This is a genomic window from Parabacteroides distasonis, assembly GCF_004793765.1.
GTDB classification, from domain to species: domain Bacteria; phylum Bacteroidota; class Bacteroidia; order Bacteroidales; family Tannerellaceae; genus Parabacteroides; species Parabacteroides distasonis_A.
In genome coordinates, this window is sequence record NZ_SRYM01000055.1 from 1 (window position 1) to 16,173 (window position 16,173).

General features: G+C 44.0%; 12 protein-coding genes, 1 pseudogene and 2 riboswitches. Of the genes and pseudogenes, 9 read left to right on the forward strand and 4 right to left on the reverse strand.

What is annotated here, in order from left to right; genetic code table 11:
* Positions 1-105 precede the first annotated feature (105 nt).
* Entirely contained in the window at positions 106-1,377 is a 1,272-nt protein-coding gene (locus tag E5342_RS15540) for a phosphoglycerate kinase (RefSeq protein WP_121735724.1), read from the reverse strand.
* Between the two features lie 322 nt (positions 1,378-1,699).
* Between E5342_RS15540 and E5342_RS15545 the strand changes: the two genes are divergently transcribed.
* Together E5342_RS15545 and E5342_RS15550 are read left to right on the forward strand one after the other, a co-directional pair.
* Positions 1,700-2,929 carry a site-specific integrase gene (locus tag E5342_RS15545; RefSeq protein ID WP_135959731.1) on the forward strand — a complete coding sequence of 410 codons (1,230 nt, stop codon included), beginning with the start codon at positions 1,700-1,702 and terminating at the stop codon, positions 2,927-2,929.
* Positions 2,930-2,941: 12 nt separating this feature from the next.
* Entirely contained in the window at positions 2,942-3,340 is a 399-nt protein-coding gene (locus tag E5342_RS15550) for a RhuM protein (RefSeq protein WP_135959732.1), read from the forward strand.
* 55 nt (positions 3,341-3,395) lie between these two features.
* Here the strand turns inward: E5342_RS15550 and E5342_RS15555 are convergent, their stop codons facing one another.
* The 3 genes and pseudogenes from E5342_RS15555 to nrdD all read right to left on the reverse strand — a co-directional run.
* Positions 3,396-3,704, reverse strand: a complete 309-nt coding sequence (locus tag E5342_RS15555) for a helix-turn-helix domain-containing protein (RefSeq protein WP_432707223.1) — start codon at positions 3,702-3,704, stop codon at positions 3,396-3,398.
* 33 nt (positions 3,705-3,737) lie between these two features.
* Positions 3,738-4,025 (reverse strand): helix-turn-helix domain-containing protein, encoded by a 288-nt coding sequence (locus E5342_RS15560; RefSeq protein ID WP_121735721.1) that lies wholly within the window; start codon positions 4,023-4,025, stop codon positions 3,738-3,740.
* Between the two features lie 249 nt (positions 4,026-4,274).
* A pseudogene (gene nrdD, locus E5342_RS15565) lies at positions 4,275-5,780 on the reverse strand (anaerobic ribonucleoside-triphosphate reductase); the annotation flags it as partial.
* Between the two features lie 107 nt (positions 5,781-5,887).
* A riboswitch (cobalamin riboswitch) is annotated at positions 5,888-6,085 on the reverse strand.
* Positions 6,086-6,120: 35 nt separating this feature from the next.
* Positions 6,121-6,322, forward strand: a riboswitch (cobalamin riboswitch).
* 154 nt (positions 6,323-6,476) lie between these two features.
* On the opposite strand from nrdD, the gene E5342_RS15570 reads away from it, so the two are divergent.
* The 7 genes from E5342_RS15570 to E5342_RS15600 are packed head-to-tail and all read left to right on the forward strand — an operon-like array spanning position 6,477 to position 16,173.
* Positions 6,477-8,837, forward strand: coding sequence for a TonB-dependent receptor (locus tag E5342_RS15570; protein ID WP_121735719.1), 2,361 nt, complete (start codon positions 6,477-6,479; stop codon positions 8,835-8,837).
* A 56-nt stretch (positions 8,838-8,893) separates the two neighbouring features.
* Positions 8,894-10,231: a hypothetical protein gene (locus tag E5342_RS15575; RefSeq protein WP_246867134.1), complete on the forward strand. Its 1,338-nt coding sequence runs from the start codon at positions 8,894-8,896 to the stop codon at positions 10,229-10,231.
* Between the two features lie 27 nt (positions 10,232-10,258).
* Positions 10,259-11,677 carry a PepSY domain-containing protein gene (locus E5342_RS15580; protein ID WP_135959735.1) on the forward strand — a complete coding sequence of 473 codons (1,419 nt, stop codon included), beginning with the start codon at positions 10,259-10,261 and terminating at the stop codon, positions 11,675-11,677.
* Positions 11,674-12,966, forward strand: a complete 1,293-nt coding sequence (locus E5342_RS15585; RefSeq protein ID WP_135959736.1) for a cobyrinate a,c-diamide synthase — start codon at positions 11,674-11,676, stop codon at positions 12,964-12,966. The genes E5342_RS15580 and E5342_RS15585 overlap by 4 nt, the downstream gene beginning before the upstream one ends.
* A 20-nt stretch (positions 12,967-12,986) precedes the next feature.
* Positions 12,987-14,135 (forward strand): ABC transporter substrate-binding protein, encoded by a 1,149-nt coding sequence (locus E5342_RS15590; protein WP_121735715.1) that lies wholly within the window; start codon positions 12,987-12,989, stop codon positions 14,133-14,135.
* On the forward strand, positions 14,132-15,172 hold the full coding sequence (locus tag E5342_RS15595) for a FecCD family ABC transporter permease (RefSeq protein ID WP_121735714.1): 1,041 nt from the start codon (positions 14,132-14,134) through the stop codon (positions 15,170-15,172). Before E5342_RS15590 ends, E5342_RS15595 begins: the two co-directional genes overlap by 4 nt.
* Positions 15,169-16,173 carry an ABC transporter ATP-binding protein gene (locus tag E5342_RS15600; protein ID WP_236651351.1) on the forward strand — a complete coding sequence of 335 codons (1,005 nt, stop codon included), beginning with the start codon at positions 15,169-15,171 and terminating at the stop codon, positions 16,171-16,173. The genes E5342_RS15595 and E5342_RS15600 overlap by 4 nt, the downstream gene beginning before the upstream one ends.

The following is a 16,173-nucleotide window of genomic DNA, read 5'->3' on the forward strand; positions in this document are numbered from 1 at the left end:
ACTCTTTCAATTACTGGATAATGTTTAACCCGTCCAACTTTTGGGGGTCACTTCAGAATACCGAGCGTCCCGGGGGATTTCTTATTAAATCACTTACTTATCTGATTATTTGTAAGCCTCGCCTTTTACAGCTGCGATACCCGGAAGAACCTTACCTTCGATAGCCTCAAGAAGAGCGCCACCACCTGTAGAAACGTAAGATACGCCGTTAGCCAAACCGAATTTGTTAACGCAAGCTACAGAGTCGCCACCACCTACTAAAGAGAAAGCGCCGTTCTTCGTAGCCTCAACGATAGCCTCGCCAACCGAACGAGATCCGTGCGTGAAGTTCTCGAACTCGAATACACCCGTAGGACCGTTCCAAAGGATCGTCTTAGAGTTCTTGATAACGTCAGCGTAGATAGCCTCAGTCTTCGGACCTATGTCAAGACCTTCCCAACCATCAGGAATCTCGTTAACAGGAGCGAAATCAGTCTTAGCGTCGTTACTGAAATCATCAGCGATCTTAGCGTCGACAGCCAATACCAAGTTTACGCCTTTTTCTTTCGCTTTCTTGATCAAGTCGAGAGCAAGATCCAGCTTATCATCCTCGCAGATAGACTTACCGATCTTACCGCCTTGCGCTTTCGTGAAAGTATAAGTCATACCGCCCGTGATGATCAAGTTGTCTACCTTGTTCAACAAGTTCTCGATGATCTCGATCTTGGAAGAAACCTTAGAACCACCCATGATAGCGGTGAACGGACGTTGGATGTCGTTCATTACCTTATCGACAGCCTTAACTTCCTTCTCCATCAAATAACCGAACATCTTATTGTCCGTATCGAAGTAGTCTGCGATCAAAGCCGTAGAAGCGTGAGCGCGGTGAGCGGTACCGAACGCGTCGTTTACATAGCAATCTGCGTAAGAGGCCAATCGCTTAGTGAACTCTTTCTGGCTTTCTTTAACGGCTTTCTTGGCTGCCTTCTTCTCCTCGTCGGAAGCGTCTTCAGCCAAACCTCTTGGTTTGCCTTCTTCCTCAGCGTAGAAACGAAGGTTCTCAAGCAACAAAGCTTCGCCCGGTTGCAAAGCGGCAGCTTTAGCGCCGGCTTCTTCGCCAATACAATCGTTCGCGAACTGAACATCTACACCTAACAACTCAGAAAGGTGTTTCAATATGTGTTTCAAGGAGAACTTCTCAGTAACGCCTTTCGGACGACCTAGGTGAGAACCGATAATTACGCTACCACCATCCGCTAAGATCTTCTTTAATGTAGGAAGAGCGGCACGCATACGAGTGTCGTCGGTGATGTTGAAGTTTTCGTCCAATGGAACGTTAAAGTCAACTCTTACAAATGCCTTTTTGCCGGCAAAATTGAAATTGTCAATTGTTTGCATAACTATTGTATTTAATGTCTGTATTAAAATGTTCCTTTAATCGCTTGCAAACTTACAAAAAATCTCTGGAATATCCGCCGAATTGCAGCAGATTAACGCAACAGGATTTGATAATTAGGGAGTTAGAAGAAAAACGCAGAAGTTGGGCAGACAGTTGAAAACCGTCTTAAAGCAGATTAAAGCAAAAGAACGGTTTCCTAATCATTACCCGATGAAAGTGCAGATTTAACAGTCCCTGTTTCATTTTGCGGCGTTCTGCGCAGCTTTGCTTATCAATAGGTAACTCGTTGATTTATAGTTTTGCAACCAAAAAGAAACGAGTATGGCAAGAAGCACATTCAAGGTGCTGTTCTACGTGAACGGCAGTAAGGAAAAGAACGGAATTGTCCCCATCATGGGACGAGTTACAATCAACGGAACGGTAGCACAGTTCAGCTGCAAACGGACTATCCCGAAAGAGCTTTGGGATGCCAAAGGGAACAAGGCAAAGGGCAAGAGTATGGAAGCGAGGGAAACCAATCTTGTGCTTGACAACATCAAGGCTCAAATCATCAAGCATTACCAGCGTATATCCGACCGTGAAGCGTATGTAACGGCAGAAATGGTACGCAATGCCTATCAGGGATTGGGCGGTGAGTATGAAACATTGCTCGGTGCTTTCGATAAGGAAAATGAAGTGTTCAAGAAGCGTGTCGGAAAAGACAGGGTCAGGGCTACCTATATGGCAAGGGTACGGGCAAGAAACCATGTGGCGGCATTCATCAGGTCACATTACAAGCGGAACGACATCTCCATGCCTGAACTTACGCCCGACTTCATCAAGGAGTTCGCCGTGTTCCTTTCCAACGAAGCCGGACTGCACAACGGTTCGATATGGGAAAACTGCATGTGGCTGAAAGGTGTGGTGATGCGAGCGCATTTCAACGGACATATACCGAGAAATCCGTTTGCCCAGTTCCATATAAGCCCGAACACGAAAGAGCGTGAATATCTGACGGAGAATGAGCTGAAAACATTAATGGAATTTCAGTTCAAAGACCCCAAGAACTCCTATCTCCGTGATATTTTTGTTTTCGCCAGTTTTACCGCCCTGTCATTCGTGGATATAAAGGAATTAAACAATGACCAGATTGTGGAAGTGAACGGTGAGAAATGGATTATTTCCAAACGACACAAGACGGGTGTACCGTTTCAGGTAAAGCTGCTGGATATTCCCTTGCAGATAATCGAGCGTTACAAGGCTTTTCAGGAAAACAATCTTGTATTTCCCAATCTCAACTATTGGTCAATATGCAAGCGTATGGGAAAGATGATAAAGGAATGCGGCATCACCAAGAAAATCAGCTTTCACATGAGCCGCCATACAATGGCAACTGAAATATGTCTGACCAATGGCGTGCCCATTGAAACGGTTAGTTCTATCCTCGGACACAAGAACATTACCACTACACAGATTTACGCCAAAATTACAAAAGAGAAACTCAATCAGGATATGGAAAACCTATCTACACGATTGGGAAATATCGAAGAGTATGTTGCTAATGCTTTATAGAAGGAGGTTGCTATGAAACGGAACATCATAAAAATAGAGAGTAAAGCGGTAATCGTTACCACTGCCCCGACAGGTAACTATATAGATAACGAATTGGGTGACGGAATATGGATGACCGTGTGGGAAATAGCCGAAGCGTTCAATGTAAGCGGCACGGCAGTTGTCAGTGCAATAAAGACTATCCGAAAGGCTGATATACTCAACGATTACGAAGTCTGCAAGTATATCCACATGGATAACGGGAATACGGCTGATGTCTATTCATTGGAAATGATAATCCCCATTGCTTTCCGACTGAACACCTATTACACTGACATCTTTCGCAAGTGGATTATAAATAAGGTGTATGAGAAGAAAACTCCCGAACGGCAATTATACATCCATATTCCTAACGGTGGTTATAGTTGCTGAGTAGCAACCAACGAAAGACGGACAATCCCAAATGCGAGATTGTCCGTCTTTCGTTTTAGGTAGTATTATGGTTAATCGGTTTCTTGTAATTGTCCGCCAAAAGTTTCTGAATATCCTGTTCCCGATAAAGCACCTTACCTCCTAAATGTATATAAGGTAAGGTCATGGCATTCCGATATTCCTGCAAGGTTCGGCGGCTTACTTTCATTATTTGCGACACCTCCTTGTCTGTCAAATACCGGTTGCCGTCCATCAACGGGCGGTGTTCACGGATTATCGTGCCCAGCTTCTTGTTGCACTCCTTCATTGTGTAGTAGATGGAGGCAATCGGCTCATCGTTCAATGTCAATACTTTCTTGTTCATCATTCTGCTTTGGATTTAGTGGTTTATAAATTCTTACTTGGGAAACATAGTCTTTACTAATGGCAATAGTCTTACAACCTCTTCGGGAGAATAGTAAAACTTGCGGTTGATTTGGGTGTACCCAATCAGACGATTATCCCTCATGGTCTGCAATGTACGTGGACTGATACGGAGCTGTAAGCAGACCTCCTGTCCGTCCAGCCATTGTGCCAACCGTTTCTCATTACACTTGTGTTGCAGGGTGTAAACTTTCTCTGTCAGCGACCTCATCTCCGTGAGCATCGCTTCAAATGTCTTTTTCTCAATAGTTACTACTTCCATACGCGATAAAATTTGTTTGCTGCAAAAGTAGCCTGCAATATGCAGATTCTGCGTTTTTCTCACCCTTGTTGCCGTATCTGGCACACTTGACGGTGCAACAGCCGGACAAATTCAAGAAAATCTTCCGTGTGTCATTAGTGAGTTGTTAAACGCCCTCTTGGAAATCCCCGAAATTCGCATCAGAAACGAAAAACAAGAGCATGATATGGAAGTAATTCAGATGGAAAGTACAGCCTACAAGGAGCTGATGGAAAAGATAGATGGAAAAGGCGCGAGAGTTTGCTTGGCAAGAGCCGTTTTCTGGAAATCGTAACGGTCACAAAGCTGCTTGGCTGTAATCTCCAACAGCTCATCCAACTTGGCGAAGAAGCTCTCTATACGGCGACTCTTATCCTCGATAGACATACACTCGATAGCAAGGCGCACTATATTGATCGTAGAGAACGAAAGGTTACCACGTGCGATAGAGGTCTTCTCGCCAAAACGGTTCTCAAATACTCGTGTACGGCAACCCATTGTCGCAACCTCATACTGATAACGCTTAGGATCATCCTCTCTCCACTTCTCATGCTGATTGTATGTTGCATCCAGATTCACAAAGTTGGGAAAGAAACGGCGTGCTGCAACCTTGCAAGCCATTTGGTAAAGGTCGTAGTTACGATCCTCAGGCAGATAGCTCACACCTCGCTTCTTCTTCCAAATCTGAATAGGGAAGATTGCCGTAGCACCACCACCCACACCCTCGTAGGTTGACTGCAACAACTCGCGGATAATACAACGACCTTCGGCAGAGGTGTCGGTGCCATAATTGATAGATGAAAAGACGACCTGATTACCGCCACGAGAGTGGATTGTATTCATATTGTGGATAAAGGCCTCCATAGACTGATGCACACGGTTGATAGTGCGATTGATAGCGTGCTGCTTAAATCGCTCATCACCTTGCAAGAAATCCAAATCACGTGCTATATAATCCTCAATCGGCGCATCATAGAGGTGCTTAAGATCGATACCTGTCAACTTCTCGATAGTCTTAACCTCCTCTATATAGCTACGGCGCACGTATGGTGCCAGATAGAAGTCAAACGCAGGGATAGCCTGTCCACCATGCATCTCGTTCTGCACGGTTTCCATCGAGATACAAGCCATAATCGAAGCCGTCTCGATACGCTTCGTAGGACGACTCTCGCCGTGACCTGCCTGAAAGCCTTGCTCAAGAATCTTATCCAACGGATGTTGAATACATGTGAGCGATTTTGTTGGATAGTAGTCCTTATCGTGAATATGCAGATAATTATTTCTTACCGCCCACAAAGTTTGCTCCGAGAGAAGATAATCATCGACAAAGGGTTTGGTAGTTTCCGATGCGAACTTCATCATCATACCTGCAGGAGTATCGGCATTCATATTGGCATTTTCGCGCGTTACATCATTCGATTTCGCCTCCACAATTTCGAGGAACATCTCGCGAGTCTTTGCCTTTCGGGCAATGCTTCGCTTGTCACGATAAGCGATATAGCTCTTGGCAACCTCCTTGCGTGGCGAGGCCATTAACTCCAACTCGACCATATCCTGAATCTCTTCCACGGAAGATTGCTCCTTACCTCGGAACTCTATGCGGTCAACAATTTTATAGACGAGAACCTCATCCTCGCCTGCCTCGGTCGTAAGCATCGCCTTGCGAATGGCTGCAGCGATCTTCTCGCGGTTGAAGCCCACGATGCGACCATCTCTCTTTACTACTGTCTGTATCATAATGCACTAATTTATAAATTGCACGCCTATGATACTTGCGGGGAATGTTGCAGATGAAATCTATCCTTTTGCAGACTTAATCTTTGACGCTCTATCTCCCGAAAGCATCTAAAAAACAGATAAAGGCAGGTCTTCTGACTTGTTTCCTCCGTGCGGCCTTCCCACCCTGCGGGCAGTGACCATTGAGAAAGCACGGAGTGTAATGAAACTCACAGCTACGGGTATAGTCTCGGATTTTCACCGATGTTCCCTTTTCATTCTTGGCGACTGATGCTACCTCAAACACCTTAATCCTAAGGTGCAAAAATACAGATTTATTTTGAGATATCAAAAAAAGTTAATATCTTTGTGGCGAATTTGGTGCTCACCTCTATCTCTTGGAGTGATGAGTGAAAAGGGAATCAGGTGAAAATCCTGAGCAGACACCGCTGCTGTAAGTTCCGTAAATGTCTTTGATTACCGCAAGAGCCACTGTCCTTAAAGGATGGGAAGGCATCAAAGATGGAACGAGCCAGAAGACCTGCCAATTCGTAGTTTGAAAAGCTTTCGGGTAATAAAAGCTTCAGAACACAATATTGGAGGATTTCTTCTTGTTTCCTTATATCATTATAGGACGCTTTTAGTAAGGATTCGTCATTCTTGAATGTTCAGTTTTGTTTCCCGAAGTAACATATTTAACTTTAGAAACAAAATAATATGACCAAATCAAGAATTGCGTGTCTGTTACTTCTTATTTGTGTGTATACCACTGCTTATGCTCAATCGAAAGTTAAGCTTTCAGGTGTGGTTAAGGATAATAATGGTGTTCCCATCATTGCAGCAACCGTGGCTGTAAAAGGGGCTCCTATTGGTACTAGTACTGACAATAACGGATATTATGCCTTATCTGTAAATAAAGGGAAATGCATTCTGGATGTCTCAATGTTGGGATTTGTTTCCCAAGAGCATGAAATTAACTTACAAAAGGATAGTGTAATAAACTTCATTCTAAAAGAGGATGCGGTTTCGTTAGCATCAGTAACTGTATATGGCAAGAGTAAGGCTCAGCAATTGCGTGAAGGAGCGTATGCTGTCAACGCCATGAACATAAAGCCGCTGGTTAATACCACACAGAGCCTGAATACCATCGTCAATAAGACAACTGGCGTAAAAGTGCGTGAGGAAGGTGGCGTAGGTTCGGATTATGACCTTTCTATCAATGGCTTGTCCGGTAACTCCATCCGATACTTTTTGGACGGTATGCCGCTCGATTCCAAAGGTACTGGTGTAACATTGGCCAATCTTCCTACTAACATTATTGAACGTATAGAAGTCTATAAAGGAGTTATTCCTGCACATCTTGGTTCCGATGCTTTGGGAGGTGCTATAAATATTATTACTAATCAACAACAACAAAATTTTTTAGATGCGTCCTATAGCATAGGTTCTTTTCATACCCACCAATTCAACTTCAATGCACGATATGTGACACCCAAGACTGGAATCATTATCAAGCCGGTGGTTAGTGTGAATTATTCAAAGAATGATTATATAATGAAAAATATGGAAGTTCCTAGTGAAGACAAGGCTTCCTTCGTGACGAAAGACTGCCGACGTTTTCATGATGATTATTTTTCCTTGTTCGGTCAGCTGGAAGCCGGTGTGACAGACAAGTCGTGGACCGATGAATTCTTCGTGTCGGCTTCTGTCTCTAAGATTGACAAGGAACTTCAAACTGGTTCTGTGCAGTCGTGGGTCTATGGTATGGCAGAGAGAAATACGAAATCGGCTAATGTATCCGTGCGGTATAACAAAGCGGATTTTCTCGTCAAGAACTTGGATGTTCATGTTTCTCTTTCGCAAACATGGGATCATTCGCAAACGGTAGATACTGTGTTCCGCAAATATTATTGGGATGGTTCCTACATTAAAAATGCTTCCAGTGAAATCCGTGGGCGCGGCAAATCGTTGCGCCACTACAAGCGCCCGATGACAATCGTGCGTTCAAATGTCGAATACCGTTTTAATGACAAGCATTCCCTAAACTTGAACTATGTGCTGAACCGTGCAGGAAACAAGCAATACGATGATATGGACAAGACTTATGTGCCTACCAATGATGTATTGGTTAAGCACATTGTGGGATTGTCCTATAATCAGTCGTTCCTTAATGGAAAACTCAATAATGTATTCTTTTTGAAGGACTACATCAATCACTTGAAGGTGGAACAGACTGAATTGTCGTTCATAACAGGTTCGGATGCAGTAAAGCCTAGCAATACACAGAGTTATTGGGGGTATGGTGTGGGTACACGCTTTACGGTGAGTGAGCCGTGGGCGATAAAGGCGTCTTACGAACACAGTGTACGTCTGCCTATCGCACGCGAATTGTTGGGAAACGGTTCTACGATTTATCCCAATATTGCCTTGCGTCCTGAAAGCAGTGAGAATTTCAATCTCGGTCTGTTCGGAAATATTACATTGGCTCCCTCTCATCATCTTTATTATGAAGTGAATGGGTTCATCCGTCTGGTGGATGACTACATCAAGGCTACGGTGAAAGAACAGGAAGGGATGATGCAATACGAAAACGTGGAAGCGGTTCACATTAAAGGAGTGGAAGGCGAAGTGCGATATGATTGGGCGGATAAGTTGGGCTTGATGCTCAATGCCAGCTATCAGGACTCTCGCGACCAAAGGAAGTACTTGGAGAGCGGGGCTTTATCTGCTACTTATAATAACCGTGTCCCTAATAAGCCTTGGGCATTTGTCAATGCGGAGGCCTCGTATTCTTTCCACAACGTCTTGCTACCGGATAGTAGGTTAAAATTAAGTATAGACTATCAATGGGTACATTGGTTTTACTTGACGTGGGAGGCTTATGGTTCCGCCAAGACAAAACCCCGTATCCCAGAGCAGAACCTTATCAATACTGCCATTCAGTATAGTTGGAAGGATGGACGATACAATCTGTCATTGGAATGCACTAATCTGTTCGATAGATTGGTTTATGATAACTATATGCTTCAAAAGCCAGGACGGGCATTCTTTGCAAAATTCAGATTATTCATTAATTAACCATTAATTAAAATAAAGAGAAAATGAAAAAATTCAAATTTGTTTTGATGGCCTTTATGGCTTGCGTAATGGCTGTTTCTTTTACAGCTTGTGAGAAAGATGATGATCCGACTCCTATAGAACCGGATGTACCGGTAGAAGACATCGCTGATTATCGTTTTGAGTTGTATGTATGCCCCGTAAAGCATGGTGGCATGAGTATGAATAAGAACGGTACATTCGTGAGAAGTGTAACTTCACTGAATGCAGATCAACCGATGGTGCAGTTTACAAGCAAAGGTTATGAATTGACCAGCAAGTACACCATGGAAAGTATTACGAAGGGTGAGTATCATTATCAGATTCCGGAAACGGGTGGTGCTTTCGTCAAGTTCCGTTTTGCTGTTGATGCAAGCGGTGATGAATACGTAGCAGATGAAGTGAGTGTTCCTCAAGCAGGTATGAAGGAGATTGATGTGAACGGTGAGAAGGTTACACCGACATTCGCTGGTCGTAAATATACACACGCTTGGATAGATGATAATAAGACATTGTTGCTTATGGGAACAAACGGTGACAAGACGATGGTGTATTGGGTGAAATTGAATGAAGAGAACATGCAGATTATCGATAATGGTGTACTGAACCTGACCATTCCAGCAGGTTACACAGACCTTTCTACTTCGGGTATCTTGACTTATCGTAAGGAATCGGGTGATTTGCTATACTTCTTTATTGCCAAGAATGGCGAAGGTATTACCGATGCTGAAAAATCTAAATTGTGCGTGGCAGTTATTCCAGATCCTAAGACCATGAAAGTAACGCAAGTCAATGAAGTGGATGCCAACCTCGCGCTTGAATCTACAGCCAGCGCATATGGTGAATTGATGCAGAACACAGTGATGTACGATGAAAATGGTAATCTCTATTTGGCTGGTCTCTTGAAGAAAGACGGTATTGAATACGGTTCTTTGTTGCGTATGAAGGCTGGTGCAACCAACTTCGATGCTGGCTACAACGCTTTGCCTAACCCAGAAGGTAAGTTGCACACCATCCAATATTTAGGCAACGGAAAGGCATTGGTTTACATACGTAACCACAAGGCAGAATTGGCAAGTGGTGTAAAACCAACCGGTATTGATGCGGTAAACAATTTCTATGCTATTGTCGATTTGAATAGCAGCACCAGAGAACGTGTGAAGTACAACGGTACAGATTTGCCTTACTGTAGTGGCCGTTTCTCTCAGCGCTCAGTGATTGTAGGCGGAAAGGCATACATCGGTATCGCTAATCAGGAAGCATTGAGTGCTGGTGTATATATTTATGACATTGCTACGGGAATGGTAGAAGAAGGCGTCAAGTTGGAAAGTGGTTTCTGCTTTGATATTATCAGAGCCATGAAAGTGGAAAAGTAATTAGTAGATTAATAAATCAGGAAAGCGATGAAGAAGGTGATAGGTTTCTTGTTCAAATTGCATAAAATTACAGGTCTCTCCATAGCTGTATTTTTTCTAATGTGGTTCATTACTGGAATAGTACTGATTTACCACCCTTATCCCAAGGTATCGGAAAAGTTATTGTATGATAAAAAAGAAAACTTACCTTCTTCATTACCTGATTTATCGTCTGTCCGTTTAAGAATGGACGATAAAGTAAAAAGTTTGTCCTTGAAACAATTTCAAGGACAAACTTTGTTTTCTACAGATAAGGCACCCAGTGTCACTTTCCCTATAGTTGAACGGGTGGCCAAGCATTGGATAAATGCACCAATAGAACGGGTAGATACCTTGAATGAACGGGAACAATGGGTACTCTTTACCAAGTACGATAAAGAGTTGCCAATCTATAAATTTTATTTTGACGACGCTGAAAGACATGAATTGTTCATATCGGGAAGGACAGCAGAGGTTTTGCAGATGACTACCGCTAAGCAGCGTTTCTGGGCGTGGATAGGTGCTATACCTCATAAATTATATGTGCCTTGTATCCGTCGGAATGTGGATGTATGGCAGAACACCATTGCCATAGTCAGTGGAATATGTCTGATAGCAGCTTTATCCGGATGGATATTGGGGATTTGTCTTTGGATAAAACGTTATCAGAAAAAACAAGTCTGGGAAAATCCATATAAAAAGCGTTGGTATCGTTGGCATTTTTCTTTTGGAATGATATTCGGCATATTCTTGATAGCTTGGGCCATCAGTGGAATTTTTGCTATGCAGCGTGTCCCTCAATGGCTGGTACCGATGGAAGGAGATTATTCTTTTAATTCATCCCGTTTATGGGGAAAGGGAATGCTGCCTTTAGATGATTATCAGTTGGATTATCGCAAGTTGAGGGAAACTTATTCGGACTTGAAAGAAGTGGAATGGTGCAGATATGCTGATATTCCTACTTATCGTATTATAACGGGTGAAGAAGAATTGCTGATTGATGCGTCGGGTGATGATGTACGTCCGCTTGTTATTCCTGAACAAACCATTGTGAATGGTTTAAAGAAAATACATGGAGATGAAGTATATATGAAGGTTTCGTTGCTTAACGATTTCGATAATTATTATTTGTCCCGTAGAGTGGAGTTGGATTTGCCTGTCTATAAAATTGAGGTAGACGATGCCAATGGGAGTTTGTATTATGTGAATCCTGAAACAGGATATATCCGTTATCTCAATAACAACAAGATGATGCGAAAATGGTTGTTTAATGGTATTCATTATTTGGATGTGGCTTGGCTGGTGGCGCGTCAGTGGTTGTGGTACACCTGTATATGGGTGTTATGTGGAGGATGCCTAGTGGTATGTGTCAGTGGCTTGGTGTTGGGATACAAAAAGTTGTTACCTAAAAGAAAAATACGTTTATGAAACCACAATTCCTCATCGGAGCAGCTTCTTCGGGAAGCGGTAAAACGACCTTTACCATGGGTTTGCTGCGTGCCTTGGCTCATAGAGGCATGAAGGTACAGCCTTATAAATGTGGACCGGATTATATCGATACCCAATTCCACAGCTTGGCATCGGGGAATGTTTCTGTCAATTTGGATACATGGCTGGCTTCGGAAAGACATGTGCGCTCTTTGTATCATTCGTATGGAAAGGACGCAGATGTTTGTGTGGTAGAAGGAGTTATGGGGCTTTATGACGGTTACTCGGGTATGAAAGGAAGCAGTGCGGCGATGGCGGCTCTGCTGGATATACCGGTCATTCTGTTGGTCAATGCACGGTCTACTGCTTATTCCGTTGCTCCACTTATCAGTGGTTTTGCCCGTTTCTCACCGGATGTACGGATAGCCGGAGTGGTGTTCAATCAAGTGTCTTCAACCTCGCATTATGAGTATTTGAAGGAAGCCTGCCGGGACATCGGTATGGAATGTTTGGGATATATACCCTACACGAAAGCTTTGAAAGTTCCTTCCCGACATTTGGGCTTGGCATGGGGCGCACAGAAGCGGATGGATGCTCAAATGAATCAGGCAGCGGAACTGATAGAAAAGCATGTGGATATAGACCGCTTGATGGAAGTTTGTTCTACTGCGTGGACAGCTGGGGTAGAAAAAACGGAATGTCAAGGGAACATGACCGTAGCAGTAGCCAAAGATGCGGCTTTCAATTTCATGTATCGGGAAAACGTGGCTCAACTGAACCGATTGGGAAAAGTAATCTTTTTCAGCCCGTTGAAAGGTGATGCCTTGCCGGAAGCTGATTTGGTATATCTGCCGGGAGGATATCCGGAATTGTTTGCCCACCGATTACAGAAGCAAGAACGGCTGATGAACGAATTGAAAGAGTATGCAGAGCGTGGAGGACGAGTATTGGCCGAATGTGGCGGTATGATTTATCTTTCCCGCTCGCTGACAAATCGGCAAGGAGATAAGACATATCGGATGTCGGGGGTCCTGCCATTGGATTGTACCATGCAAAATGCCCGTTTGCATTTGGGATATCGGAAAATGGACATGGCAGGTGAAGAATGGCGGGGCCATGAATTTCATTACTCGGATATGGTGTGTCCGGATGCATGTCCTTCGGTAGCGGTGCTGCAAAATGCCAAAGGCATGGAGGTGAAGACACCCATCTATCGGTATAAGAATGTGATAGCCGGATATACTCATTGGTATTGGGGAGAAAAGAATATCATGGATTTGTGGAATTAACTAGAAAAGGAAAGATTCAGATGAAGAGTTGGACAAAATTAAGTATATGGATGTTGGCGCTCCTCTTGGTAGGATGCCAAGGTAAGAAGCATCAGAAAGAATCGGCTAAGGTAGAGGCCGTACAAGCTTTTGTACAGGAAATAAAGCCGAAGTATGCAGAAGGCTTTCGGGTTACTTATACGGAAGAAGGATGCTTATTGGACATTCAGGATCCACAGAATAAAAGTGGGCAGTCTTTTCATTATGTATTGATACCTAGAGGAACAACTCCTAAACAAGTTTCCGATAAGTATATACCGATTGAGGTCCCTGTACGAAGCGTGATTTGTATGACATCCTTGCAATTGTCCAATTTCATCAAGTTGGAGGAGACGGAACGGGTAGTCGGCATTACCAGTACCCGGCATTTGTTTAATGAGGAAATGAACAGCCGATTGAAAGACGGTCGTACCCATAAGATTGGTATTGAAGGCAATTTCGACAATGAGGTGATTATGGCTGTCAATCCGGATGTCATTTTGATTTCTCCTTTTAAACGAGGAGGATATGATGCCTTGAAGGAAGTGAGTATTCCATTGATACCACATTTAGGCTACAAGGAAATGACTCCTTTGGGACAAGCCGAATGGATGAAGTTTATCGGTTTGCTGACAGGTACGGAGGAGAAGGCAAACCATCGTTTTGCTGAAATAGAGAAGAAGTACAATGAACTGAAGACCAGGGCTTCTGGAGTCAAGGAACGTCCGGTAGTATTCAGTGGTGAACTTCGGGGAGGCAACTGGTATGCAGTAGGTGGAAAGAGCTTCTTGGCCCAATTGTTCAAGGATGCCGGCGCCGATTATTTTTTGAAGGACAACGAGGATTCGGGTGGTGTAACCCTCGATTTCGAAACCGTATACCAACAGGCGGCGGAGGCAAAGTATTGGCGGATTGTCAATAGTTATCCGGGGCCTTTCACCTACGATGTATTGAAGGAAGATGATGAACGTTATGCTGATTTCCGTGCTTTCAAGGAGAAGGGAGTGGTGTATTGCAATATGCGTGAAAAACCGTTTTATGAAAGTATGCCCGTAGAGCCAGAAAAGATTCTGTCGGATTTGATAAAGGCGTTTCATCCGCATCTGCTGCCGGAAGATTATCAACCTGCTTATTATGAATTGTTGAAATGAAAAAGCCGGTTACCTTATACATACTGTTGTTAGCATTATCCATTGGGGTACTGTTTCTGCTGAATCTGTTTTTAGGTTCAGTGGATATACCTTTCCGTTCCATCTGGAATATCCTCTGGGGGATGGACGAGGGTGAATCGGTCATTTGGCAGAATATCATTTGGAAATCGCGTGTGCCACAGGCGTTGACGGCCATGGTGGCCGGGGCCGGATTGGCGGTAAGTGGCTTACAGATGCAGACCGTATTCCGTAATCCGTTGGCCGGTCCTTCGGTATTGGGTATCAGTTCGGGCGCCAGTTTAGGAGTCGCTTTTGTGGTCTTATTATCGGGCAGTATCGGAGGGATGGCTTTGAGTCGATTGGGATTCATGGGTGAAATAGCCCTGACGATGGCTGCCATTATCGGTGCGTTGTCTATCATGGCATTGATTGTTTATGTATCGCAAAAGGTACATGGAAATGTAACTTTGCTCATTATTGGGGTGATGATAGGCTATGTGGCGAATGCGGTGATTGGAGTCTTGAAATTCTTCAGTGTAGAAGAAGATATCCGGGCGTATGTCATTTGGGGTTTGGGTAGTTTTGCCCGTGTGTCTGGTAATCAGATGATGGTATTTGTCTGTATCATGGCTGTCTTGTTGCCTTTGTCCTTCCTGTTGATAAAGACCTTGAACCTATTGTTGCTGGGCGATGCCTATGCCAGGAATTTGGGCTTGAACATCAAGCGTGCCCGTTTGCAAGTTATTGCGTGTTCGGGTGTGTTGGTGGCTATTGTTACGGCTTATTGTGGCCCTATCACTTTCTTGGGCTTGGCGGTACCTCATTTGTGCAGGGGCATCTTCCGATCGTCCGATCATCGGATTCTGATGCCTGCCTCTTTATTGGCTGGGGCAGCGTTGGCATTGCTATGCAACCTGATAGCCCGAATGCCAGGATTCGAAGGGGCATTGCCTGTCAATTCAGTGACGGCTTTAGTCGGTGCACCGGTGGTCGTTTCGGTGCTGTTCAAGAAACGACGCAATGATATGAGTGAATGATGAAAGAGGAAACCATCAGAATACAGGGTTTGTCTATCGGCTATATCCATAAAAAGGAAACCAAGGTGATAGCCAAGGATATGGATGCTACGATTTGTAGTGGTGAACTGACTTGCTTGTTGGGAGCCAATGGAGCCGGAAAATCTACGTTGTTGAGAACGCTTTCCGCGTTTTTGAAACCGCTCAGTGGTAACATTTGGATACAAGGCAGACGGTTGTCTGATTACCGGGATAAGGAATTGGCTACCGTCATCGGAGTGGTGTTGACGGAGAAATGCCAGTTACGCAATATGACGGTGACCGAATTGGTAGGAATGGGGCGTAGTCCGTATACAGGCTTTTGGGGTACTTTATCCAAGAAAGACCGCTGGATAGTGGAGGATGCCATTGCATTGGTGCGCATAGAGGACTTGAAGGAACGGATGGTGCATACTTTGAGTGACGGTGAACGGCAAAAGGTGATGATTGCGAAAGCCTTGGCACAAGAAACTCCGGTCATCTTCTTGGATGAGCCGACGGCTTTCCTGGATTATCCAAGCAAGGTGGAAATCCTGCATTTGCTTCATCGGTTGTCCAGAGAAATGAATAAGACGATCTTTCTTTCTACCCATGATTTGGAATTGGCCTTGCAGATAGCCGATCAGCTATGGCTGATGGATAGAAAAAAGGGGGTGATGACCGGTACTCCGGAAGATTTGGCGCTGGACGGAAGTCTAGAGAATTTCTTCCGTCATCGGAAAGGTATCGCGTTCGAAAAGTCCACGGGCTTGTATCGCATCGACCATCAGTTTCATCGGAGTGTACGTCTGAAAGGAACATCCGAAAGATATACCATGGTACAGAAGGCTTTGCGTAGAAATGGTATTGATGCTTCTATGGATGTTGATTCTTTGGTATCGATAGAAATTGATGAGGAAAAGAAACTCTATATTCTTCGTGACGGTGATAAAGAATATCTGGTTGGAACTATTAAGGAATTATTGACTGTGTTAATCGAATAA

Coding starts and splice junctions, on each gene's coding strand:
- E5342_RS15555 (WP_432707223.1), bottom strand. CDS start 3,704: ATGAACAAGAAAGTATTGACATTGAACGATGAGCCGATTGCCTCCATC.
- E5342_RS15590 (WP_121735715.1), top strand. CDS start 12,987: ATGAAGAGTTGGACAAAATTAAGTATATGGATGTTGGCGCTCCTCTTG.
- E5342_RS15560 (WP_121735721.1), bottom strand. CDS start 4,025: ATGGAAGTAGTAACTATTGAGAAAAAGACATTTGAAGCGATGCTCACG.
- E5342_RS15600 (WP_236651351.1), top strand. CDS start 15,169: ATGATGAAAGAGGAAACCATCAGAATACAGGGTTTGTCTATCGGCTAT.
- E5342_RS15585 (WP_135959736.1), top strand. CDS start 11,674: ATGAAACCACAATTCCTCATCGGAGCAGCTTCTTCGGGAAGCGGTAAA.
- E5342_RS15550 (WP_135959732.1), top strand. CDS start 2,942: ATGAAACGGAACATCATAAAAATAGAGAGTAAAGCGGTAATCGTTACC.
- E5342_RS15545 (WP_135959731.1), top strand. CDS start 1,700: ATGGCAAGAAGCACATTCAAGGTGCTGTTCTACGTGAACGGCAGTAAG.
- E5342_RS15575 (WP_246867134.1), top strand. CDS start 8,894: ATGGCTTGCGTAATGGCTGTTTCTTTTACAGCTTGTGAGAAAGATGAT.
- E5342_RS15595 (WP_121735714.1), top strand. CDS start 14,132: ATGAAAAAGCCGGTTACCTTATACATACTGTTGTTAGCATTATCCATT.
- E5342_RS15540 (WP_121735724.1), bottom strand. CDS start 1,377: ATGCAAACAATTGACAATTTCAATTTTGCCGGCAAAAAGGCATTTGTA.
- E5342_RS15570 (WP_121735719.1), top strand. CDS start 6,477: ATGACCAAATCAAGAATTGCGTGTCTGTTACTTCTTATTTGTGTGTAT.
- E5342_RS15580 (WP_135959735.1), top strand. CDS start 10,259: ATGAAGAAGGTGATAGGTTTCTTGTTCAAATTGCATAAAATTACAGGT.